Below are 21,445 nucleotides of genomic sequence, written 5' to 3' on the forward strand. Positions count from 1 at the left end.
CGGAGATCTCGTTACTGTGGGGCCATGAACCCGATCCGCGTGCTCCTCGTCGACGACGACCCGCTGGTCCGTGCCGGTCTGTCCTTCATGATGGGCGGCGCGGACGACATCGAGATCGTCGGTGAGGCGGCGGACGGCTCCCAGGTCGCGGCGCTGGTCGGCGAGCTCCGCCCCGACGTCGTACTGATGGACATCCGCATGCCCACGATGGACGGCCTCGCGGCGACGGAGGCCCTGCGCAAGCGCCCCGGCGCCCCTGAGGTCATCGTCCTCACCACCTTCCACGCCGACGAACAGGTGCTGCGGGCCCTGCGGGCGGGGGCGGCGGGATTCGTCCTCAAGGACACCCCGCCCGCCGAGATCGTCACGGCGGTACGGGCGGTCGCGGCGGGAGAGCCGGTGCTCTCCCCCACGGTGACGCAGCAGCTGATCACCCAGGTGACGGAGGTGGACCCCCAACAGGGCCGCCGCGAGCGTGCGTTGAGCCGCCTCGCGCTGCTGGGGGAGCGGGAGAGGGAGGTGGCGGTCGCGGTGGGCCGGGGCGCGTCGAACGCGGACATCGCATCGGAACTCTTCCTGAGCGTGGCCACCGTCAAGGCCCACGTGTCCCGCATCCTGACAAAGCTGGACCTCAACAACCGCGTGCAGATCGCGCTGTTGGCACATGACGCCGGGCTGCTCGACGGGGCGGAGTAAGCCCTGCCGAGGAGGTCAGGAGGCCAGGAGGCCAGGGGGTCAGGAGGTCAGGAGGCCAGGAGGTCAGGGGGTCTGGCGTTCAGGAGTTTCGTGAGGTCAGGCCCTGGAGCCGGGCCGTCAGCTTTCGCCTCCGGGGATTTCCGTCAGCCGCACCAACCGCCCTTCCCTCCGGGACAGTTCGCACGCCTCGGCGATGCGTAGTGCCTGCAGCGCCTCCCGGCCGTCACACGGGTTGTTCCGTTCGCCGCGGACCACGTCGACGAACGCCGCGAGCTCCGCCTCGTACGCGGGGGTGAACCGTTCGAGGAAGCCGGGCCACGGCTTCTCGGGCGGTGGCGGACCCGACGGTTCCACGGACGACAGGGGCGTGCGGTCGTCGAAGCCGACCGCGATCTGGTCGTCCTCTCCCGCCAGTTCCATCCGTACGTCGTAGCCCGCGCCGTTGCACCGCGTGGCCGTCGCCGTGGCGAGCGTGCCGTCGTCCAGGGTGAGGACCGCCGCCGCCGTGTCGACGTCTCCCGCGTCGCGGAACATCGAGGGCCCGGCGTCCGACCCGGTCGCGTACACCTGCGTCACCTCGCGGCCCGTGACCCACCGCAGCATGTCGAAGTCATGGACCAGGCAGTCGCGGTAGAGCCCGCCGGAGAGCGGGAGGTACGCGGCCGGCGGCGGCGCCGGGTCGGAGGTGATCGCCCGGACCGTGTGCAACCGTCCAAGGCGCCCCGACCGCACGGCCTCGCGCGCCGCCGTGTACCCCGCGTCGAACCGCCGCTGGAAGCCGAGCTGGAGCACCGTGCCCGCGGCCTCGACCTCCCGGAGTGCGGCGAGCGTGCCGGACAGGTCCAGGGCGATGGGCTTCTCGCAGAAGACCGGCAGCCCCGCACGCGCCGCCTTGCCGATCAGCTCGGCGTGCGCGGAGGTCGCCGCCGTGATCACCACCGCGTCGACGGCACGTGTCCGGCTGCTGCCCGTGAAGACTTCGTCCACCGAAGGGGCCGAGGCCGCGCCGATCCGTGCCGCGAGCCCGGCCGCGCGCCCGGCGTCGGCGTCGGCGACGACCAGCGCGTCCACCTCGGGATGCCGCTGGAGGGCCGTGGAGTGGAATGTGCCGATACGTCCCGTTCCGATCAATCCGATGCGCATGGACCAACCCTCGCGACGCGCCGCGATCCTGTCAATCCTTTGTCCGGACAACAGAACTTCAGAGATGGTGGAGCTCGTTTCCGCGATCAAGGACAGCGTCCGGACTACTTCTTCTCTGATGTCAGCGACATGATCGCGATGCCGAACTACGGTGTACCACTGTGTTGTTCGGCCGAAGCGGTGGCGGCGGGCCCTGCTCCCGACGAACTGGAAACGCTGGATCGTTCCGCTGTCCTCGCCACGCGCCCTGATCTATCGAGAGAAGCACTGTCATGAGCAGCGAACCAGCAGACATCCATCGGATAGACACGTCCCTGCCGCACAGCGCACGCGTCTGGAACTACTGGCTGGGCGGCAAGGACCACTACGCATCTGACCAAGTGGCAGGCGATGCCTATAAGGAGAAGTTCCCCCTGATCGTCCCGATGGCCCAGGAGTCTCGCGATGTACTGCGTCGCTCGGTGACCTGGATGGCGCGGGAAGGCGTCAAACAGTTCCTCGATGTGGGTGCCGGGTTACCCACAGCCAACAACACCCACGAGATTGCTCAACGCATCGCACCGGACAGCCGGGTGGTCTACGTGGATCACGACCCGATCGTCCTGATGCACGTCGACACGCTCCTCAGGAGCACACCTGAAGGCGCCACGGACTACGTGCTGGCAGACATGCGCGACACCGAGACGATCCTTCAAAGCGCCGCGAAAACATTGGACATGACCCGGCCCATCGGTCTCGTGATCAATGACGTACTGGGTCACATCTCCCCGTGGGAAGACGTTCTGACCTTGGTACGTGGTCTGGTATCGGGTCTCCCGTCGGGCAGCTATGCCTCACTGACGCACTCCGATGCCGACGACGAACTGCACCGCAGTGTGCAGGAGGAGTACAACAACTCCGGCGCGATCCCCTACATCCTGCGCAGCCCGGAGCAGACGATCTCCCTCTTCGATGGCCTTGATCTCGTCGATCCCGGGTTCGTTCCCTGGCCGAAGTGGAAGCCGGACGCGGCCATGCCGGGCTCGCTGACCATACGGGCCGGCTGGGTTGGCGTGGCACGGGTACCGTGACGTCACCCACGGCGAACCCCGATCTACGACCGCTCGGAATATGTCCGGACAACAGAACTTCAGAACTTCCCGTCATCATTCCCTGCGACTACGCTCGCCACGTGCCCAAATCTGCCGACAAACCAGCCGTGGACCCGACCGTCTCGCTCCAGCTCGGCGTCGACCGCAGCAGCCCGGTCCCGCTGTACTTTCAGCTGTCCCAGCAGTTGGAGGCGGCGATCGAGCGCGGGGCCCTGACGCCGGGCACCCTGCTCGGCAACGAGATCGAGCTGGCCGGCCGCATCGGCCTCTCCCGGCCGACCGTCCGTCAGGCCATCCAGTCCCTCGTCGACAAAGGGCTGCTCGTGCGCCGCAGGGGCGTGGGCACCCAGGTGGTGCACAGCCAGGTCAAGCGACCCCTTGAACTCAGCAGCCTCTACGACGACCTGGAGGCGGCCGGCCAGCGCCCCGAGACCCGCGTCCTGCGCAACACCGTCGAGCCCGCGTCCGCCGAGGTCGCCGCCTCGCTCGGCGTCGCGGAAGGCGACGAAGTGCACCTGGTCGAGCGGCTCCGCCTGGCCCACGGTGAGCCCATGGCGTGCCTGCGCAACCACATCCCGTCCGGGCTGCTGGCCCTCGACACCGCACCCCTCGAAGCCACCGGCCTCTACCGCCTGATGCGCGCCGCGGGCATCACCCTGCACAGCGCCCGCCAGTCCGTGGGCGCCCGCGCCGCCACCGCCGACGAGGGTGCGCGGCTCGGCGAGCCCGTGGGGGCCCCGCTGCTCACGATGCGGCGCACGACCTTCGACGACACCGGCCGCGCGGTCGAGTTCGGCTCGCACATCTACCGGGCCTCGCGCTACTCCTTCGAGTTCCAGCTCCTCGTACGCCCCTAGGGCCCTGGAGCCGTACGGGCAGACACGTCGGCGGGGCCGCGGTGCCGGAGCACCGCGGCCCCGCCGCGAGGGGAATCACGCGCCCGAGGACTTCTCGGCCGCCTCGGTCTCGGTGGTGGCACCGGCCGTGGTGAGCGTGCCGCCCGCCGTCTCCAGGTGGGCCCGGACGAACCACTGGAACTGCTCCAGGTCCCGCAGCTGTTCGATCAGCAGATCCTCGGTGGCGGGGTCGATGTCTCCCACCTTCTTGATGGCGGCGCGGACGTCCTGGATGACGCCGGTGTAGACGAGGTCGAGGGCGCCGAGGTGGGCGATGGCATCGGCGCGGCCCACGCTGTACTCCTCCCACGTGCGCTCCTTGACCAGGGAGCCAGGGGTGCCGTGCGCGACGCCGCCCAGAGCGGCCAGGCGCTCGGCCGCGTCGTCGGCCATGTCGCGTACCCGGTCGACCTGCGGGTCGAGCATCTGGTGCACGGCGATGAAGTGCGGGCCGACCACGTTCCAGTGCACATGCTTCAACGTGAGGTGGAGATCGTTGAGCGCGTGCAGACGCTGCTGCAGCAGCTCGATGACCGTGCCGGCCTCCCGCACCGTGATGCCAGGGACGGTGTACTTGGGGGTGGCCTCGGAAGTCAACGGATTGCCTCCTGTCTCGTATGCGTCCGCACACGTCGGTGTACGAGTCGGTGTACGAGCCTGTGTGCGGGTGCATTTGTGCGGGTTCGTTATGTTCTGGTGCCCCCGTGGGTCGCCGCTACACGCGCCGCTGCCCGGCCGGACCCGGTGAGGGGCTAGTCGTTGGCCATCAGGCCGGCGCGGAGCTTGCCCACGACACGGGTGATCAGCCGGGAGACGTGCATCTGCGAGTAGCCGAGCTCATCGGCGATCTGCTGCTGGGTCCGCTCCTCGACGAAGCGCAGATGGATGAGCGTGCGGTCCCGCTCGTCGAGGTCCGCGATCAGCGGGGCGAGGGAGTGGAAGTTCTCGACGAGTTCGAAGGAATGCTCGTCGACTCCGATGAAGTCCGCGAGCATCGTGTCGGACTCGTCGTCGGCACCGTTGACCGCCGCGTTCAGCGAGACGGCGTTGTAGCCGTTGGACGCCTTCTGCGCCTCCGCGACCTCGGAGGGCTCCAGCTGCATGAGCTCCGCCAGCTCGGCCGTGGAGGGCAGACGGCCCAGGCGGGTGCGCAACTCCTCGGTGGCCTTCGACAGTTCCAGGCGTGCTTCCTGCAGGCGGCGCGGCACGTGCACGGCCCAGGAGGTGTCACGGAAGAACCGCTTGATCTCGCCGGTGATGTAAGGGACGGCGAAGGAGGTGAACTCGACTTCGCGCGTCAGCTCGAACCGGTCGATGGCCTTGATCAGACCGATGGTGCCGACCTGGATGATGTCTTCCATCTCCTGCTGGCCGCGGTGCTTGAACCGGGAGGCCGCGTAGTGCACGAGGGACAGGTTCATCTCGATCAGGACGTTGCGCACGTACTGGTACTCGTGCGTGCCTTCCTCGAGGTGGGCGAGGCGGTCGAAGAAACGCTTGCCGACCTCCCGCGCGTCCCTCGGCGCGATGGAGGAGGGGTCCGTGTACGCGCGTTCAACGAGGTCTTCCCCGGCCTTGATGGTCGGCTCCTGCGTCTGCTCCTGCGCCGCGGTGATCATGCGTTTCGCTCCTTGTTCAGTTCGAAACTTCCTTCGGCGACGGCCCGTGTACCCGACTGGCCGCCGCCCACACACAAGGACTTCGGATCGGAGAAGTCGTCAGAATGTTCTGACAAATCCATTGACGCTGCCGCGCGCCCGCCGCTAGAACTCCCCCAGCCGCACTAGGGCGGCCGGGAGAAGAGGTGGTCCCACCATGCGTACAGCCCGCACGGCAGCAGCTCTCATAGCGGTGATCGCGCTCGCGGCCGGGTGCAGCGGCTCCGGCGGCAAGGACGACGAGGACAAGTCGGGCGACGGCGGGGGAGGCGGCAAGGGCGTCAACACCCCCCGCCTCAAGATCGCGATGGTCACGCACTCCGGCGAGGGCGACACCTTCTGGGACATCGTCCAGAGCGGCGCCAAGCAGGCGGCCCGCAAGGACAACGTCGAGTTCCTCTACTCCAACGACAAGGAGGCCAAGGGGCAGGCGGAGCTCGTCCAGTCGGCGATCGACAAGAAGGTCGACGGCATCGTCGTGACCCTGGCCAAGCCCGAGGCGATGAAGGCGGTCCTCGGCAAGGCCGAAGCCGCCGGGATACCGGTCGTCACGATCAACTCCGGCGGCGAGTTCTCCGCCGGCTTCGGCGCGCTGAGTCACATCGGCCAGGACGAGTCCGTGGCGGGTGAGGCCGTCGGGGACGAGCTCACCAAGCGGGGCAAGAAGAGGGCGCTCTGCGTCATCCACGAACAGGGAAACGTCTCCCTGGAGCAGCGCTGCGCGGGCGTGAAGAAGACCTTCAAGGGCTCGGTCGACAACCTCAACGTCGAGGGCACCAACGCGCCCGGCGCCCAGTCCTCCATCAGCGCCAAACTCCAGGCGACCAAGGACATCGACGCGGTCGTCACCCTCGGCGCGCCGATCGCGGCCATTTCGGTGAAGGCCAAGGAGGACTCCAAGAGCGAGGCGGAGGTCGACACCTTCGACCTGAACGCCGAGGTGGTCAAGCGCCTGAAGGCCAAGGAGGTCGGTTTCGCCGTCGACCAGCAGCCCTACCTCCAGGGGTACCTCGCCATCGACGAGCTGTGGCTCTACAAGACCAACGCGAACGTCCTCGGCGGTGGCAAGCCCGTCCTCACCGGACCCGCGATCGTCACCGAGAAGGACGTGCCGAAGCTGGAGAAGTACACCGCCCGCGGCACCCGATGAACACATGCGTGATCCGCGTGGTCGATACTTGGGCGGCTGGGGCCGGGGATCCGGACCGGCCTCACCGAGGAGCAGAGCTAGAAGGGCACGGCGTCGTGGCAAGGGTTCAGACAGGGGTACGTGCGGTGGGCGCCGTGCTGGTCGCGGTGCTCGGGGTATCCCTCGCGGGGTGCAGCAGCACCGGCGGCAAGCGCGCCGAGGACGCACGCAAGGCGGCAACGGCACAGGGCAAGGCAGCGGTGAACACGCCGAACTGGACGTTCGGAATGGTGACCCACTCGGGTGACGGCGACACGTTCTGGGACATCGTCCAGGAAGGCGCCAAGCAGGCCGCCGTCAAGGACAACATCAAGTTCCTGTACGCCCACAATGCCGAGGCCCAGCAGCAGGCCCAGCTCGTGGACTCGTACATCGACAAGAAGGTCGACGGCATCATCGTCACCCTCGCCAAGCCCGACGCGATGAAGGGCGCCCTGGCGCGCGCCGAGAAGGCCGGCATCCCGGTGATCACCGTGAACTCCGGCTCCGCGGAGTCCAAGGCGTTCGGCGCGCTCACCCACATCGGCCAGGACGAGACGATCGCGGGCGAGGCCGTCGGCGAGGAGCTCAACAAGCGCGGCAAGAAGAAGGCGCTCTGCATCCTGCACGAGCAGGGCAACGTCGGCCACGAGCAGCGCTGCGAGGGCGCCGAGAAGACCTTCGACGGCAAGATGCAGAACCTGTACGTGACCGGCACGAACATGCCCGACGTACAGTCCTCCATCGAGGCCAGGCTCCAGTCCGACAAGAGCATCGACGCGGTCGTCACGCTCGGCGCGCCCTTCGCCGACACCGCGGTGAAGGCCGCGGACAGCGCGGGCAGCAAGGCCGAGGTCGACACCTTCGACCTGAACGAGAAGGTCGCCGCGGGCCTGAAGGACGGCTCGCTCGGCTTCGCCGTCGACCAGCAGCCCTACCTCCAGGGTTACGAGGCCGTGGACCTGCTCTGGCTCTACAAGTACAACGACGACGTGCTCGGCGGCGGCAAGCCGGTCCTCACCGGCCCGCAGATCGTCACCAAGGACCAGGCCGCCAAGCTGGAGGAATACGCGAAGCGAGGGACCCGATGACAGCCACAGCCCCGGCGCCCGCACCTTCTCCCGGCGCTCCGGACACGAAGACGGACGAACGCCTCCTGAAGGCCTCACCGCTGAAGAAGCTGATGGGCCGCCCCGAGCTCGGCTCCGTCGTCGGCGCCATCGCCGTCTTCGTCTTCTTCTCGGTCGCCGCGGACAGCTTCCTGCAGGCCACCAGTCTCGCCACCGTGCTGTACGCGGCGTCGACGCTCGGCATCATGGCGGTTCCGGTGGCGCTCTTGATGATCGGCGGCGAGTTCGACCTGTCGGCGGGTGTCATGGTGACGACCTCCGCGCTGATCTCGTCGATGTTCAGCTACCAGATGACGGCGAACGTCTGGGTCGGCGTGCTCGTCTCACTCGTCGTCACCCTCGCCATCGGCGTCTTCAACGGCGTGATGCTGACGCGCACCGACCCGCCGAGCTTCATCATCACGCTCGGTACGTTCCTGATGCTGACCGGCATGAACCTCGGCTTCACCAAGCTGATCAGCGGCACCGTCTCCACGAAGTCGATCGCCGACATGGAGGGTTTCGCCTCCGCCAAGGACGTCTTCGCCTCGACGATCACCATCGGCGGCGTCGACTTCAAGATCACGATTCTCTGGTGGCTCGGTCTGATCGCGGTGGCCACCTGGGTCCTGCTCCGTACCCGCGTCGGCAACTGGATCTTCGCGGTCGGGGGCGGCGAGGACGCGGCCCGCGCGGTCGGCGTCCCGGTCGCCGCGACCAAGATCGGCCTGTACATGGGCGTCGCCTTCGGCGCCTGGGTCTCCGGCCAGCACCTGCTCTTCTCGTACGACGTCGTCCAGTCCGGCGAGGGCGTCGGCAACGAACTGATCTACATCATCGCCGCCGTCATCGGCGGCTGTCTGATCACCGGCGGATACGGCTCGGCGGTCGGCGCGGCCGTCGGCGCCCTCATCTTCGGCATGGTCAGCAAGGGCATCGTGTTCGCCGAGTGGAACCCGGACTGGTTCAAGTTCTTCCTCGGAGTGATGCTGCTCCTGGCGACCCTGCTCAACCACTGGGTCCGCAAGCGCGCGGAGGCGACGAAGTGACCACCGACACGACCGACGTCACCGACGCGGTGCCGGAGCCGTACCGCAGCCCGCTCGTCGAGCTCGACGACGTCAGTAAGTACTACGGCAACATCCGCGCCCTCGAAGGCGTCTCCCTGGAGGTCCACGCGGGCGAGATCTCCTGCGTGCTCGGAGACAACGGCGCGGGCAAGTCGACCCTCATCAAGATCATCGCGGGTCTGCACCGGCACGACGCGGGAACCTTCCGCATCGAGGGCGAGGACGCGAAGCTCGGCTCGCCGCGCGAGGCCCTGGACCGCGGTATCGCCACGGTCTACCAGGACCTCGCCGTGGTCCCGCTGATGCCGGTCTGGCGCAACTTCTTCCTCGGCTCGGAGCCGACGAAGGGGGTGGGCCCCTTCAAGCGCCTGGACGTCGACCTCATGCGCGAGACGACCCGCGCGGAGCTGCTCCGCATGGGCATCGACCTGCGCGACGTCGACCAGCCCATCGGCACCCTGTCGGGCGGTGAGCGCCAGTGCGTGGCGATCGCGCGCGCCGTCTACTTCGGCGCCAAGGTGCTGGTCCTCGACGAGCCGACGGCGGCGCTCGGCGTCAAGCAGTCGGGCGTCGTCCTGAAGTACGTCGCCGCCGCGCGGGACGCGGGCCTCGGAGTGGTCCTGATCACCCACAACCCGCACCACGCGTACCTCGTCGGCAACCGCTTCGTCCTCCTGAAGCGCGGCACGATGTTCGGCAGCTACGGACGCGACGAGGTCACCCTGGACGAACTGACCCGCCAGATGGCGGGCGGCTCCGAGCTGGACGACCTCCGTCACGAACTGGAAAAGCGCTGAGCAGCGCCCCGTAGGGGCGCGGGGCTGTGACATTTGCGGCTCCGCCGCGGGGCGCGCTCAGCCAGTGAAAAGCCGCAGTCGCGTCTGCCGGGTGGCCGAGCAGACGCGACTGCGGCTTGTTCGTGGCTTGTCGCGCAGTTCCCCGCGCCCCTACGGGGCCCGCCCCTGGCTACGGGGCACCAGGGGTCCGTTGTGCGCGCCCCCGCGAGTGTGAGGCAGAATCGCCGCAATGAGCACCTACCGCGATCTCGCGCACCGCGGCTCCGCCCGAGCCACCGTCCTGCGGACCGTGGGCACGCGTGAGCGCCGATCACATCTGACGGCGCCCCGTGTGCCCACCGTCGGCATCGACATCGGCGGCACGAAGGTGATGGCGGGCGTCGTCGACGCCGACGGCAACATCCTGGAGACGCTCCGCACGGAGACCCCGGACAAGTCCAAGAGCCCCAGGGTCGTCGAGGACACCATCGTCGAACTCGTCCTCGACCTCTCCGACCGGCACGACGTGCACGCGGTCGGCATCGGCGCGGCGGGCTGGGTCGACGCCGACCGCAACCGCGTTCTGTTCGCCCCGCACCTGTCGTGGCGCAACGAACCCCTCCGTGACCGCATCTCGGGCCGCCTCGCGGTCCCCGTGCTCGTCGACAACGACGCGAACACCGCCGCGTGGGCGGAGTGGCGCTTCGGCGCGGCCCGCGGCGAGGACCACCTGGTCATGATCACGCTCGGCACCGGCATCGGCGGCGCGATTCTGGAGGACGGCCAGGTCAAGCGCGGCAAGTTCGGCGTCGCCGGGGAGTTCGGCCACATGCAGGTCGTCCCCGGCGGCCACCGCTGCCCGTGCGGCAACCGCGGCTGCTGGGAGCAGTACAGCTCCGGCAACGCACTGGTCAGGGAGGCCCGCGAGCTCGCCGCGGCCGACTCCCCGGTCGCGTACGGGATCATCGAGCGGGTCAAGGGCAACATCCCCGACATCACGGGCCCCCTGATCACGGAGCTGGCCCGCGACGGCGACGCGATGTGCGTCGAGCTCCTCCAGGACATCGGCCAGTGGCTCGGCGTCGGCATCGCGAACCTCGCGGCGGCGCTCGACCCGTCCTGCTTCGTGATCGGCGGCGGCGTATCGGCCGCCGACGACCTGCTGATCGGCCCGGCCCGCGACGCGTTCCGCCGCCAGCTGACGGGCCGCGGCTACCGCCCCGAGGCCCGCATCGCCCGCGCCCAGCTGGGCCCCGAGGCGGGCATGGTGGGCGCGGCCGACCTGGCCCGTCTGGTGGCCCGCCGGTTCCGCCGGGCGAATCGCCGCCGGGTGGAGCGGCATGAACGTTACGAGCGGTACGTGGAAGCGCGCCGCACCAACGACCGCACCTCTCAGGGAACCCAGTAAACAGATGACCGTCCCCCGCCAGCCCTCGTCCCCGGACTCCGCGGGCTCCCCGGACCCCGCCGACGAGGGTGGCCGCCCCCGCGAGGACCGCCGCCACATGATCCGCCGCCGCTGGCTGACGGCCACGATCATCGTGCTCCTGATCGGCGTGCCGGCCGGCTATCTGGTGATCTCCGCGAACCAGAGCCGCAACAGCGGCCGCGACAAGGAGGCCAAGTACTCCGCGACCGGCCTCACCGCGGGCTGGCCGTCGAAGGTCCAGCGCCGCCTCTACGACGTGCCGATTCCCCATTACTCCAGGGAAGTCGCCTACTACGAGACGAACAACTGGCGCACCAGCCGTCTGTACGCCCAGTTCCTGACGTCCAACAAGGGCCTGGACACGTTCCTCAAGCAGATCGGCACGAACACGAAGGCGCTGAAGAAGAACGACATCACCATCAGCAAGCGCGACCGCAAGGTGGTCGGCTGGGAGTTCACGGACCCGGGCCCCTGGCTCGGCCTGACCCATGTGCAGAAGGACCCGGTGCCGACCCTCGACGTGGTGGTGAACCGCGTCAACTCGGAGCATCCGATGGTCTATGTAGTGTCTACGACAACCCCGTAACTGGCGTGTTTCACCGGCGAGTTGCCCGAGCCACGGCTCGTACGATGGCGCCCATGATCTTCAGAGAGACGTCCGAAGCGGCATCCGAAGAGGAGTACGACAGACGTCGGCGCGCCCAGTGGCTCGCGGGGGAGGCGCGCGCGGACGGGGTGGCGCGCAGGGACATGCTGCGGCTGCTCGCGGCGGCGGGAGCCGCGGTGACGCTGCCGGTGTCGCTGGGAGCGCCCCGAGCACGGGCGGCGGCCGCAGATGCCGCCGCCGGCATCGTGAAGCCGCTCCCCGCGGACCGCTTCACGATCCGCGGCACGAACGCGGAAACGAAGTTCGAGGCGCTGGCGGAGACGGGATTCCACACCCCCGCCTCCCACTTCTTCGTACGCAACCACACGGCGACGCCAGTCCTGGACGCGAAGACCTGGAGCCTGAGGATCTGGGGCGACGGTCTGGAGAGCGGTGAGGCCCAGGAGTTCACCCTCGCGGACCTCAAACGCCTCCCGTCGACGTCCCGCACCGCCTTCGTCGAATGCGCGGGCAACGGCAGAAGCTTCTTCACCACCCAGCAGGGCCGACCGGTCCCAGGCACGGCCTGGACCCTGGGAGCGATCGGCAACGCGCACTGGCGCGGCGTACGCCTCTCCGAAGTGCTCCGCCGGGCGGGTGTCTCCCGCCACGCGGTGGACGTGCTGCCGAGGGGCCTGGACGCGCAGTACGTCACGGACGACGGCACGAACCTGGGCAGGGTCCGCCGCCCGCTGCCGCTCGCCAAGGCGATGGACGACGTGCTCCTGGCGTACGAGATGAACGGCGCCCCGCTCCCCGCCGACCACGGCTACCCGGTGCGGGTCCTGGTCCCGGCGTGGGTGGGCATCGCGTCGATCAAATGGGTGGGTGACATCGAGGTCTCGTCCACACCCCTCTACTCACCCTGGAACACGGAGTTCTACCGCCTGTTCGGCGAGGCGTACCCCTCGCAGGGCAGCGCTCCGCTGACGCACCAAACCCTGAAGTCCGCCTTCGAACTCCCCTGGAACGCAAGCCTCCGGGCGTCCAGGACCCACCACCTCACCGGCCGCTCCTGGTCGGCGACGGGCGCGATCACCCGCGTGGACATCAGCACGGACGAGGGCCGGACCTGGCGCGCGGTGCACCTCAAGGACACCCCCCACCGCTCCGGCTGGACCCGCTGGACCACACCCTGGCACCCCAAGACCCCCGGCCCGGCCACGCTCCTGGCCCGAGCGACAGACACCACAGGCCACACCCAGCCGGAGACAACGGCACACAACACGCAGGGCTACCTGTTCGACGCGGTGGTGCGGCATGCGGTGAGGGTGGTGTGAGGGGCGGGGGCCGACCCGGGGGGGCGACGTCAGCCGAGGCTCGTCCACCGCTCGTAGGCAGCCGCCCCCACCCCCAGGTCCTCCCACGCCATCCCCGCGGACTTGAACAGGCGGGGCTGCTCGTCGGGGGTCTCCACTTCGCCCCGGACCAACTCGGCCAGCGTTCGCAGGTGGCCTGGGTCGAAGGCGCCCGCGGCCGTTGCCAGGATGATGTCGCCGCACTCCCGTAGCGCGACCTCGTGGGACTCCGCCACCACCACGGCGCGGCTCAGCAGTCCCTCGTCCACCTCGCGTGCGTCCGGTTCGTGTGAGCCCACCGCCGCGACCGTCGCGTGGGGCGGGAGCAGTGCGCTGTCGAAGAGCGGTTCGCGGGCCGTCGTGCAGCAGCAGACCACGTCGGCGGTCGCCACGTCCGCCGGAGTCGCGGGTGCCGCCGACAGGCCCGCGTCGCGGCACCGGTCGACGAAGGCCGCCACCCGCCCGGGGTCGCGTGCCACCACGTCCACGTGGGCCAGCGTCGGGCGCACCGCGCGTACCGCCTCCACATGGCCCCAGGCCTGGGGGCCGGTGCCGAAGACCAGGAGGCGGCGGGTCTCCGGGACGGCCAGGTGCTTGATGGCCACGCCCGACACCGCGGGCGTACGCAGCGAGGTCAGCGCGATGCCGTCTAGGAGGGCCAGGGGTGTGTGGGTCGTGCCGTCCAGGAGGAGGTAAAGGCCCTGGACGCGGGGGAGGTCGCGGGCCGCGTTCCCGGGAGTGACCGTGGCGATCTTCACCCCCGTGTACGACCTCGTCGACGACGGCATCAGGAGGAGCTGGCCGCCCGGTACGTCCACCACCCCCCGCGGAGGTTCCGCCTCCGGGTCCAGCCCTGCCTTGAGGACGGCCTCCACGGCCTCGATCGCCGCGGACATCGGGACGAGCCGGGTGAGCGCCTCGGCGTCGAGGTGGGGCAGGGTCGCACTCATTGCTGGGTCCTTTCGGGGCGGTGGTTCAGGACTGTCGGCTCGCATGTGGGTCGCGCAATCCCGCGGCGGAGAACACCTGTCCTCGAGGAGAGTTTCGACACCCTCATGCTCACGCTTCAGCTCCGCCGTCAGCGTAGAGCGGTGCGCAACGGCGCCGCGGACCCCCTGCCGGCTCGCCTTCATCCGGCGGGGCTTTCCTGAGGTGAGGGGGTATGGTCCGTCGGCCGACTGGAGGGGAACGGTCGGCCCCCGGCGCTCGCCGAAGTCCCGGCCGCTTGCCGGGACGGCGGAAAACTTGGTGTGCAGGGGCGACGGAACCGGGTAACGTCTAGGGCATGTTCTTCCAGGCGCTGATTTACGAGTGAGAGCGTGATGGGCCCCTGCTGACGTCCTCCGGCGTCACCGCGCCCGTCCCCCACCGATGAATCCGTAGATCACTTCACATCATTCCGGGAGAACCCGTGAGCAAGAACATCAACAACCCCGTGGGCATGGGCGGCGGCAAGCGCAAGAAGCTGTCCCGCGCCGAGCGGCAGAACAACGGTCCTCACCGCAACCTCGACCGCCAGGGTGCCGCCGACCAGAAGGCGGAGCTGGTGCGCAAGATGCGCGAGAAGGTAGGGGCACCCGAGGTCGCCGGGCAGACGAGCGACGACACCGCGCAGAGCTGACGCGTCGCCGCCGCAGGGCGGCACCGCATGGGGCAGGGCCCGGACCGCACGCGCGGACCGGGCCCTGCTGCCGTACGGGCGCGTCCGGTCCCGCCCAGCTCTCGGGAGCTGTGCGCGTCCGCTCCCGCCCAGCTCTCGGCCGAGCCTCCGCGTCGCTCTCGGCCGTCCGGTCCTTCGACAGCTACGGCGAGGGCGCTCGCTGTGGGGAGCGGAGCGTGAGCAGGGTGATCTCGCTGGGGGCGAAGACGCGGAACGGCGGGCCCCAGAAGCCGGTGCCGCGACTCGTGTAGAGGAGGGTGCGGGCGCCGTGGCGGCTGAGGCCGGCGAGGGCGGGCTGGTCGATGCGGACGAGGTGGTGGAAGGGCCAGATCTGGCCGCCATGGGTGTGGCCGGAGAGTTGCAGGTCGATGCCCGCGTCTGCCGCCCGGTCGACGAACTTGGGCTGGTGGGCCAGGAGCAGGACGGGCAGGCCGGGGTCGGCGCCGCTCAGGGCTCCGGCGAGGTGGGCGCGGTGGCCGGTCAGGCCGGAGGATTCGGCGGTGACGTCATCCACGCCGGCGACCACAAGGGTGTCGCCGCCGCGTTCGATCAGCAGATGGCGGTTGCGCAGCGGCTCCCAGCCCAGCTCGTCCATCAGGTCGACCCAGCCCTGGGCCTCGCTGTAGTACTCGTGGTTTCCGGTGACGTAGACCCGGGCCCTGGTGGCTCGCACGGTGCCGAGCGGTGCGGCCTGGGCGCGGCGACGCTCGGCCGTGCCGTCGGCGATGTCGCCGGTGTGGCAGACCAGGTCGGCCTCCAGTGTGTTGACCTTCGCGCAGACCCGCGCGGACCAGCGGGCGCGATCGAGCGGGCCGTAGTGCGTGTCGGTGATGAGGACGACGCGGGTGCCGTCCAACCCGGCTCCCAGGCGCGGGAGTTGTACGTCGAGCCGGCGCACCCGTGGTACCCGGCGGGCCTCGGCGTACCCCCATGCGAGCAGCACCGCGGCTACGCCGAGGACCGCCCAAGTGACGATCCGGGCCCGGCTCTGGCCGTCGCCCACGCCGGCCACGGTCAGGGCGAGGCGCAACAGGACGCCCAGCAGGACGGACCAGGTGAACAGGACCCAGCCGGCTCCAAGGAGGGTGTCCCCGACGATCGCCGCCCAGTCCTGCTGCCGCCGGCCGTGGCCGCGCGCCATCGCGAGCGGCATGGCGATCAGACCGAGGACGAACAGGGCGGTGCCGCCCAGCGCCACGGGGAGCGGCCAGTGCTGGCCGGCGTGCAGCAGCACCCAGCAGGGCACGGTCCACAGCAGAACGGGGGCGATCAAAGGGATGTAACGCATCAGGCGGCGCAGTCGGCTCTGCTGGGCGGCATGCGCTGCACCATCCTCTGCCCCATCCGCGGATCGAGCCTCGCTGGTGGCGCTCACGCTTCCCCTCTCGGTAACCCGATTGTCGACGCGCGCACTGTATCCGGTCGTCCCGGGGGACGTCTTGCCGGTCGCCGACGCCCCTTTCGTCGCCCATGTGCGCGAGCGTGCAAGGCGTTCGGTGCGGACGCTCGGAGCGCGTGAGGGCAACGCTGCCCGTGCGAGCGGAGCCGCCGGACCTCCACCTCGCCAACTGGCGCCTACGGGTGTTGCTCCCACTCGGTTCGGGTGAGTTCGTACTCGACCTCGCCGTGCTCGGAGCCCGCGATCGCCTCGGGCCAGTCCCCGGTGAAGGTCCGGATGAACGACAAGCCGGCCTTCTCCATCACACGCCGGGAGCCCGCGTTGACCGTCATGGTGTTCGCGGTCACCCGCTCCACCCCGAGATCCGTGAACCCCTTGCGGATCAGGGCCCGTGCTCCCTCCGTGGCATATCCGCTGCCCCAGGCGGCCTTGTTCAGCCGGTAGCCGAGTTCGACCACGGCGGGGCTGTGATCGTCCAGGGGGCGGAACTCGAACCAGCCGAGGAAGGCCCCGGCATCCTTCTCCTCCGCGGCCCAGTAGCCGCGGGCCCCGATGCACGGATAGTCGTGAAGGAGCCTGGGCAACGTCCGCTCCTGTATCACCTCGCGGCTTGTCGGCCTACCGCCGGTGTTGACGGGCGCAACATCGTGCCCGCCGGGCCGAGTACCGCGCGGGCGTACGCCGTGTAACGGGCCGCGTCAGGTTGTACGCCGCATGGGCAGGGTAGAGAGGAGGAGCAGGGGAGCAGGACGGGCCGCGCAATGGATGCCGCGGTCCCGGCGTACGGGGTGCCCGTAGAGACGCCGGTCGTCCTAGGAGGGGAAGTGAGTTGTTATGCGTGCGTCCCGGCGCGCCCATGGGCGCACCACACGTGTTGAGTACGCGCTGCCGCACGAGGCCACTTCAGCCGGTCGAGCCCGGAAATTGACGACCGCTTTCCTCACCCGGCCTCATCGCCACTCGGCAGCGCTGGACATGGAGCGGGTGGACGAGGCCACGCTGGTCGTGTCCGAACTGGTCACCAATGCCACCCGGCACGGGGGAAGCGGCTGCCGGCTGCGGCTGGCGATATCTGATCATCGAGTGACCGTCGAGGTTCACGACGACAATCCCGCTCGGCCACGCATGGGATCACCGGAAGCCGGTGCTGAGAGTGGCCGCGGCCTTGCCATTGTTCGGCACCTGGCCGAGAGCTTCGAGGTCGTCGGCGCACGCCACGGCAAGACGGTGCGTGCGGTACTGGCCGGCTGAGCCACACGGGCAGAAGGCAGGGAACCGTGGGACCACCTTTCGTTCCGGGGTCTGCGGTACCCGGGCCGCTCACGTCCTCGCCCGGTCGATCCTGATGGCGTGCTGCTCGGAGTCTTCCCGGACGCGGTGCTCATCCCCGCACTGGCGCTGATCCTGCTCGCTCCCGCGGTCAAACTCGCTCGCCACGCATGACGTTGCCAAGACGACTCGTAGGACCGCGATCTCGCCTCGACATGTTCACATACGTCCAGTTTGCGTGGACGATGAGTTCCTCGGCTGACAAGCCCGCTGTCTAGTGAGAGAGTGTTCGGATGCCCCGAAGCCGTCCTTCCCACAGCCCTGAGCGGGTGGCACACGCCGCGTGCAGTGTGTCGGATCTGCTGGAGGTGCTGTGGGGGCGCGGCCAGGAAGCCTCCCCCGCGGGTCCCCTTCCGCCTTCGCAGTTCCGGGCGTTGACGGTGATAGAGGAGCAGAAGAAGGTCAACCAGCGGACCCTTGGTGAAGCGCTCGGATCGCGGCCGTCAGCAGTGAGCCGGTTGTGCGACCGCTTGGAGGCCGCCGGTCTCATCGAGCGGCTTCCCAGCACCACCAGTCGCCGTGAAGTCGATCTGTGCCTGAGCCGGCGCGGGGCCGCCGTCCTCGAGAAGTTCCGTACGTTGCGGGTGCGTGAGGTCGAAGCCGTACTGGAGGCAATGCCGCCGGATCATTTGGCGACACTGGCCGAGGGGTTGGCCCTCTTCCAGGCTGCCGCCGGCGAGCACATCGGTTTGCGTGGCGAGGCGAATGCGGACGACGGGCCCGCTACGGCTATCGCCTAGACAGTGGCCCAGGCCGCTCTCGCGGTGCGCTCAGCCTCCGTCTGTACCTGTACCCGAGGGAGCGCCGCGACCAGGAGTCAGGCCTGTTCGCTGCTGTTGAGGTGACGTTCTCTCGCGGCAGCTGAGAACTCCTGCAAACTCGCCAGGAGATGTCGCCGAGCGGCAGTCGGCATACGGCTCAGCACGTCACCGAACAGCTGGGAACGCCGGGACAGCAAAGCGTCGATGATGTCCGTTCCTTGCTGCGTCAGCGTCAGGCCGATCTCTCGCCGGCTCGTGGGCGCCGGTTCGCGACACAGAAGTCCAGCGGCCTCCAGTCGATCGCACAGTCGGCTGACGGCGGGCAGCGCGGCCCCGACCTCTACGGCCAGTCCGGTGAGATTGATGCCGGGGCTGCGCCGCGTGATGAGCAGTGCTTCCAGTTGTAAGCCCGAAAGCCGCGGGGAGACGGCCCGGGATGCCCGCGCCCACAGAGACACCAGCGTCTCCACAGCGGCAGACGTCTCCTCGGTCAGCTCGTACGGGGGCTCGCCCAACCTCTCGCGGTCCATACGGCCGTCACTCCCCATGAACTGATGTGCACCCTCGTGGACCACGGACGTCGTGCCACGTCCTGGTCTTCTGCCCGCTCGGCTCAAAGTATCCCTGAGGGCCTTGCGGCACCGGGGAGTTGGAGGGCCGGAGCAGGCGGGCAGCGGCAGGGGCTTCTGACGGAGCCAGGCCGGAACGGCCGCCTTTTCCGGCTCCACCGAGCGGTAGGATGAACAGTTGCCGCGCAGCAATATTCGCGGCTCCATGAAGTCTCGCTCGGTCCCAGCAGACCGCGCTGTGCGGGGCACCGCGGTCAAGGTCAGATTGGTGAAGGGCGTACACCGCCAGGAGCGTTCTTCCCGGGCAGTGAGCGACCTGATGGCCGATGCCTGCGTTCCCATCAGTCGCTCAGTAGCCCCGACCCACCGATGAAGACGAAGAAGGCCTCACTGTGACGAATTTCCTGGCTGTGGAACGCGCCGTACGGACGGCGGCACCGCACAACCTCCTCGGCACGGTGCGAGCGGCCCTGGTCGAGCACTATGAGGCCACCGAGGTCGATCTGCTCATGGCCGATTACAGCCTCACCGTTCTCCAGCAGGTCACGGCGCTGCCCCACACCGCCGAGCCCTTGTCCGTGTACGCCAGCCCCGAGGGCCGCGCGTTCGGCAGCCAGGAGCCCTATGGGCGGCTCGTGAGCCGTGAGGGCGTCGTGGACCTGCACCTGCCCGTGACGGTCCGCGGCGACAGGCTCGGCATCCTCTCCGCGCGCATCCCCGAAGCCCGGTGCACGCCCGAGGCTGTGGAGGAGCTGACGGCGGTTGCCGAACTCCTCGGGCACGAGATCGTCGTTGCCGAGCGGGACACCGATCTGTACCTCCAGGCCCGCCGGGCCGGCCGCCTCACACTGGCCGCCGAGATGCAGTGGCAGTTGCTGCCGGGACGCGCGTGCACCCGCCAGGAGTACGCGATCGGTGCGCAGTTGGAGCCGGCGTACGCCATCCACGGCGACAACTTCGACTGGGCCGCGACGTCCGAGACGCTCACCCTCAGCGTCACCAACGGTATGGGCGAAGGCATCCAGGCGTCTCTCCTCACCAACTTGACGGTCAACGCCCTGCGTAACGCCCGAAGGGCCGGCATCGGCATCGAGGACCAGGCGGCTCTGGCCGACCAGGCGCTGTACGCGCAGCATCGGGGTGATGAGTACGTCTCGACCTTGCTGCTCTGCTTCGAACTGGCCACAGGGCGCGTGCAGGTGGTGGACGCCGGCTCGCCCCAATTGTGGCGTCAGCGCGACAAGAGTGTGGAGCGCGTGGACTTCGAGGCGCAGTTTCCCTTGGGGATGTTCGAGGAGACCGAGTACGTCGCGCAGGAGTTCGGTGTCCTCCCGGGGGACCGGTTGATCTTTGTCAGCGACGGTGTCTACAGCGCCGCCACCGAGGTGGGAGAGGCGTACGGCGAGCGGAAACTGGCGCTCGCGATCCAGGCGGCGGGCCTTCTGCCTGCCGCTGCGGTTCCCCGGGCGATCCTGCGGGAACTCGCCCTGTACCTCGACGCCGATGCTGTCGACGACGCGCTGGTCGTGTGCCTCGACTGGTTCGGCCGCGATTCTCGCGTCTGAGTGGGTACGGGGGAGCTCTGGGTTTCCGTGGAAATGTTGCCAGAAGGCAACAATCGCCCTATGGTGATGGGGCAATGCGCGGGTGCAGGCCGGCGATGTCCTCCGTGGGGAGGACCCCTTGAGCCCGCGACTCCGCAAGAGCGGAACAACCGCGCCGCGTTGGGCGCGCGCCGGTTCTCGATGCCGCCGTTCGGAGGTCCGTTGTCCACGCTCGCAGTACCGGTGATGACACGGTCCGATCCGAAGAGTGACCGCCGCACCATGCGCGGCTCTGGCAGGTAAAGGGAGTAAGACCAGCAGAGCCTGTTGAGGTCCTGCGTGAATCCGAGAGTGATCTGTGAAGGACCCTGCTGTGCAGGACGCGACCATCGCGGAGATCGTGCAGGCGGTGCGTGAGGGTGAGCACTGGCGGGTCAGCCTCCTGCTGGACCGGTTCGTGGTGGACGCGGACCTACCCGCGCTCATGGCTCTGCGGGCGGCGCTGGCCGACGCGGTGTCCGGGCGAGAAGGGTCCTGAAGCACTCCGTGGCGGTTCTCGGCTCCTGCGGGAGGGAGCCGAGAACCCTCCCCGCTGCCCCCTGCTCGGAAAAGTCGAGTGGGAGTGCGGTGGCTCAACGGGGGCATACGGGTGAGCAGACACCTGCGCTTCGGCAGTGAGGCGGACTGCATGGACCTGGTTGGGCGCCACGAGGGCCAGCGCCTGTTCGCGGAGACTCCGCCAACGGTTTGCGCTGCCTTCGAAGGCAGCGAGGAGATCGCGGATGCCCGCGACATGACCCGTGACTTCCTTGTCTCGTTGCAGAACGCGCAGGGGCCTCCGGTGTCGAGGCGGGTGCTCGACATGGGGCAGTTGGTGGTGAGCGAACTGGTGACCAACGCCCGTAAATACGCTCCGGGACCGTGCCTGCTGACGTTGGGTGCCGACGGAGGAACCGTCGAGGTGACCGTATGGGACAGCAGTACGACGCTGCCCCTGCTCCTGCCCCCGGATGCCGGCCGGGTCGGCCAGCACGGGCTGGAGATCGTGATGGCGGTGTGCCAGAGCTTCGAGGTGCACCGCGAGCCGGTCGGCAAGCGCATCAGGACGTCGATCGTCCTGGCAGACGAACCCGGCAGCCATCCGGCCGGCCGACAGTCGATGTGATCAGACGGAAGAGCTTGCGTCGAGGGCTCTGGACCACT

The 21,445-nt window shown here is 69.1% G+C and carries 22 protein-coding genes and 1 pseudogene; 16 read left to right on the forward strand and 7 right to left on the reverse strand.

Annotation, left to right across the window (positions count from 1 at the left end; translation table 11 throughout):
• Nucleotides 1-24 precede the first annotated feature (24 nt).
• The gene (locus AB0I94_RS09700) at nt 25-696 is read left to right on the forward strand and encodes a response regulator transcription factor (protein ID WP_363308923.1); all 672 of its coding nucleotides are present in this window, start codon (nt 25-27) and stop codon (nt 694-696) included.
• A 117-nt stretch (nt 697-813) separates the two neighbouring features.
• On the opposite strand, the gene AB0I94_RS09705 is transcribed toward AB0I94_RS09700, so the two are convergent.
• A complete protein-coding gene (locus AB0I94_RS09705; RefSeq protein ID WP_363308924.1) occupies nt 814-1,839 on the reverse strand; it encodes a Gfo/Idh/MocA family oxidoreductase in 1,026 nt (341 codons plus the stop codon).
• Nucleotides 1,840-2,111: 272 nt separating this feature from the next.
• On the opposite strand from AB0I94_RS09705, the gene AB0I94_RS09710 reads away from it, so the two are divergent.
• Both AB0I94_RS09710 and AB0I94_RS09715 read left to right on the forward strand, forming a co-directional pair.
• Nucleotides 2,112-2,909, forward strand: a complete 798-nt coding sequence (locus AB0I94_RS09710) for an SAM-dependent methyltransferase (protein WP_363308925.1) — start codon at nt 2,112-2,114, stop codon at nt 2,907-2,909.
• Nucleotides 2,910-3,037: 128 nt separating this feature from the next.
• On the forward strand, nt 3,038-3,787 hold the full coding sequence (locus AB0I94_RS09715) for a GntR family transcriptional regulator (RefSeq protein WP_363309032.1): 750 nt from the start codon (nt 3,038-3,040) through the stop codon (nt 3,785-3,787).
• Nucleotides 3,788-3,862: 75 nt separating this feature from the next.
• Here AB0I94_RS09715 and dps read toward each other — a convergent pair whose 3' ends face one another.
• Complete coding sequence (gene dps / locus AB0I94_RS09720; protein WP_363308926.1) at nt 3,863-4,423, reverse strand: DNA starvation/stationary phase protection protein Dps; 561 nt, start codon at nt 4,421-4,423, stop codon at nt 3,863-3,865.
• Nucleotides 4,424-4,578: 155 nt separating this feature from the next.
• Complete coding sequence (locus tag AB0I94_RS09725) at nt 4,579-5,445, reverse strand: SigB/SigF/SigG family RNA polymerase sigma factor (RefSeq protein WP_363308927.1); 867 nt, start codon at nt 5,443-5,445, stop codon at nt 4,579-4,581.
• Between the two features lie 196 nt (nt 5,446-5,641).
• Between AB0I94_RS09725 and AB0I94_RS09730 the strand changes: the two genes are divergently transcribed.
• The 7 genes from AB0I94_RS09730 (at nt 5,642) to AB0I94_RS09760 (ending at nt 12,962) form a co-directional block, all read left to right on the forward strand.
• Complete coding sequence (locus AB0I94_RS09730) at nt 5,642-6,634, forward strand: sugar ABC transporter substrate-binding protein (RefSeq protein ID WP_363308928.1); 993 nt, start codon at nt 5,642-5,644, stop codon at nt 6,632-6,634.
• 125 nt (nt 6,635-6,759) lie between these two features.
• Nucleotides 6,760-7,743 (forward strand): sugar ABC transporter substrate-binding protein, encoded by a 984-nt coding sequence (locus AB0I94_RS09735; protein ID WP_363308929.1) that lies wholly within the window; start codon nt 6,760-6,762, stop codon nt 7,741-7,743.
• Nucleotides 7,740-8,810 carry an ABC transporter permease gene (locus AB0I94_RS09740; RefSeq protein ID WP_363308930.1) on the forward strand — a complete coding sequence of 357 codons (1,071 nt, stop codon included), beginning with the start codon at nt 7,740-7,742 and terminating at the stop codon, nt 8,808-8,810. Before AB0I94_RS09735 ends, AB0I94_RS09740 begins: the two co-directional genes overlap by 4 nt.
• Entirely contained in the window at nt 8,807-9,628 is an 822-nt protein-coding gene (locus AB0I94_RS09745) for an ATP-binding cassette domain-containing protein (protein WP_363308931.1), read from the forward strand. Before AB0I94_RS09740 ends, AB0I94_RS09745 begins: the two co-directional genes overlap by 4 nt.
• Nucleotides 9,629-9,857: 229 nt before the next feature.
• Entirely contained in the window at nt 9,858-11,015 is a 1,158-nt protein-coding gene (locus AB0I94_RS09750) for an ROK family glucokinase (RefSeq protein WP_363308932.1), read from the forward strand.
• Nucleotides 11,016-11,019: 4 nt separating this feature from the next.
• On the forward strand, nt 11,020-11,622 hold the full coding sequence (locus AB0I94_RS09755; protein WP_363308933.1) for a sugar kinase: 603 nt from the start codon (nt 11,020-11,022) through the stop codon (nt 11,620-11,622).
• Between the two features lie 53 nt (nt 11,623-11,675).
• Nucleotides 11,676-12,962 carry a sulfite oxidase gene (locus tag AB0I94_RS09760; protein ID WP_363308934.1) on the forward strand — a complete coding sequence of 429 codons (1,287 nt, stop codon included), beginning with the start codon at nt 11,676-11,678 and terminating at the stop codon, nt 12,960-12,962.
• A 29-nt stretch (nt 12,963-12,991) separates the two neighbouring features.
• Here AB0I94_RS09760 and AB0I94_RS09765 read toward each other — a convergent pair whose 3' ends face one another.
• Complete coding sequence (locus AB0I94_RS09765; RefSeq protein WP_363308935.1) at nt 12,992-13,930, reverse strand: ornithine cyclodeaminase family protein; 939 nt, start codon at nt 13,928-13,930, stop codon at nt 12,992-12,994.
• A gap of 461 nt (nt 13,931-14,391) precedes the next feature.
• Here AB0I94_RS09765 and AB0I94_RS09770 point away from each other — a divergent pair, with 461 nt between their 5' ends.
• A complete protein-coding gene (locus tag AB0I94_RS09770) occupies nt 14,392-14,601 on the forward strand; it encodes a DUF6243 family protein (protein ID WP_363308936.1) in 210 nt (69 codons plus the stop codon).
• A 181-nt stretch (nt 14,602-14,782) separates the two neighbouring features.
• On the opposite strand, the gene AB0I94_RS09775 is transcribed toward AB0I94_RS09770, so the two are convergent.
• Together AB0I94_RS09775 and AB0I94_RS09780 are read right to left on the reverse strand one after the other, a co-directional pair.
• Entirely contained in the window at nt 14,783-15,928 is a 1,146-nt protein-coding gene (locus AB0I94_RS09775) for a metallophosphoesterase (protein ID WP_363308937.1), read from the reverse strand.
• Nucleotides 15,929-16,215: 287 nt separating this feature from the next.
• Nucleotides 16,216-16,665, reverse strand: a pseudogene (locus AB0I94_RS09780) (GNAT family N-acetyltransferase); the annotation flags it as partial.
• 208 nt (nt 16,666-16,873) lie between these two features.
• Between AB0I94_RS09780 and AB0I94_RS09785 the strand changes: the two are divergent.
• Both AB0I94_RS09785 and AB0I94_RS09790 read left to right on the forward strand, forming a co-directional pair.
• Nucleotides 16,874-17,290, forward strand: coding sequence for an ATP-binding protein (locus AB0I94_RS09785; RefSeq protein WP_363308938.1), 417 nt, complete (start codon nt 16,874-16,876; stop codon nt 17,288-17,290).
• A 311-nt stretch (nt 17,291-17,601) separates the two neighbouring features.
• Complete coding sequence (locus AB0I94_RS09790) at nt 17,602-18,108, forward strand: MarR family transcriptional regulator (RefSeq protein ID WP_363308939.1); 507 nt, start codon at nt 17,602-17,604, stop codon at nt 18,106-18,108.
• 77 nt (nt 18,109-18,185) lie between these two features.
• Here the strand turns inward: AB0I94_RS09790 and AB0I94_RS09795 are convergent, their stop codons facing one another.
• Nucleotides 18,186-18,599: a MarR family transcriptional regulator gene (locus AB0I94_RS09795; RefSeq protein ID WP_363308940.1), complete on the reverse strand. Its 414-nt coding sequence runs from the start codon at nt 18,597-18,599 to the stop codon at nt 18,186-18,188.
• A 491-nt stretch (nt 18,600-19,090) separates the two neighbouring features.
• On the opposite strand from AB0I94_RS09795, the gene AB0I94_RS09800 reads away from it, so the two are divergent.
• The 3 genes from AB0I94_RS09800 (at nt 19,091) to AB0I94_RS09810 (ending at nt 21,407) form a co-directional block, all read left to right on the forward strand.
• Entirely contained in the window at nt 19,091-20,263 is a 1,173-nt protein-coding gene (locus AB0I94_RS09800) for a PP2C family protein-serine/threonine phosphatase (protein ID WP_363308941.1), read from the forward strand.
• A 352-nt stretch (nt 20,264-20,615) separates the two neighbouring features.
• Nucleotides 20,616-20,780: a hypothetical protein gene (locus AB0I94_RS09805; RefSeq protein ID WP_363308942.1), complete on the forward strand. Its 165-nt coding sequence runs from the start codon at nt 20,616-20,618 to the stop codon at nt 20,778-20,780.
• A 150-nt stretch (nt 20,781-20,930) separates the two neighbouring features.
• Nucleotides 20,931-21,407: an ATP-binding protein gene (locus AB0I94_RS09810; RefSeq protein WP_363309033.1), complete on the forward strand. Its 477-nt coding sequence runs from the start codon at nt 20,931-20,933 to the stop codon at nt 21,405-21,407.
• Nucleotides 21,408-21,445 lie beyond the last annotated feature (38 nt).

Source organism: Streptomyces sp. NPDC050147, from assembly GCF_040660195.1.
In the GTDB taxonomy this organism is placed as follows: Bacteria; Actinomycetota; Actinomycetes; order Streptomycetales; family Streptomycetaceae; genus Streptomyces.

Excerpts from the sequence above, each read along its gene's own strand:
- AB0I94_RS09810 (WP_363309033.1), top strand. The coding sequence starts at position 20,931 with ATGGACCTGGTTGGGCGCCACGAGGGCCAGCGCCTGTTCGCGGAGACT.
- AB0I94_RS09705 (WP_363308924.1), bottom strand. The coding sequence starts at position 1,839 with ATGCGCATCGGATTGATCGGAACGGGACGTATCGGCACATTCCACTCC.
- AB0I94_RS09740 (WP_363308930.1), top strand. The coding sequence starts at position 7,740 with ATGACAGCCACAGCCCCGGCGCCCGCACCTTCTCCCGGCGCTCCGGAC.
- AB0I94_RS09710 (WP_363308925.1), top strand. The coding sequence starts at position 2,112 with ATGAGCAGCGAACCAGCAGACATCCATCGGATAGACACGTCCCTGCCG.
- AB0I94_RS09750 (WP_363308932.1), top strand. The coding sequence starts at position 9,858 with ATGAGCACCTACCGCGATCTCGCGCACCGCGGCTCCGCCCGAGCCACC.
- AB0I94_RS09760 (WP_363308934.1), top strand. The coding sequence starts at position 11,676 with ATGATCTTCAGAGAGACGTCCGAAGCGGCATCCGAAGAGGAGTACGAC.
- AB0I94_RS09785 (WP_363308938.1), top strand. The coding sequence starts at position 16,874 with ATGCGTGCGTCCCGGCGCGCCCATGGGCGCACCACACGTGTTGAGTAC.
- AB0I94_RS09700 (WP_363308923.1), top strand. The coding sequence starts at position 25 with ATGAACCCGATCCGCGTGCTCCTCGTCGACGACGACCCGCTGGTCCGT.
- AB0I94_RS09730 (WP_363308928.1), top strand. The coding sequence starts at position 5,642 with ATGCGTACAGCCCGCACGGCAGCAGCTCTCATAGCGGTGATCGCGCTC.
- AB0I94_RS09725 (WP_363308927.1), bottom strand. The coding sequence starts at position 5,445 with ATGATCACCGCGGCGCAGGAGCAGACGCAGGAGCCGACCATCAAGGCC.
- AB0I94_RS09765 (WP_363308935.1), bottom strand. The coding sequence starts at position 13,930 with ATGAGTGCGACCCTGCCCCACCTCGACGCCGAGGCGCTCACCCGGCTC.
- AB0I94_RS09790 (WP_363308939.1), top strand. The coding sequence starts at position 17,602 with ATGCCCCGAAGCCGTCCTTCCCACAGCCCTGAGCGGGTGGCACACGCC.
- AB0I94_RS09755 (WP_363308933.1), top strand. The coding sequence starts at position 11,020 with ATGACCGTCCCCCGCCAGCCCTCGTCCCCGGACTCCGCGGGCTCCCCG.
- AB0I94_RS09775 (WP_363308937.1), bottom strand. The coding sequence starts at position 15,928 with ATGCGTTACATCCCTTTGATCGCCCCCGTTCTGCTGTGGACCGTGCCC.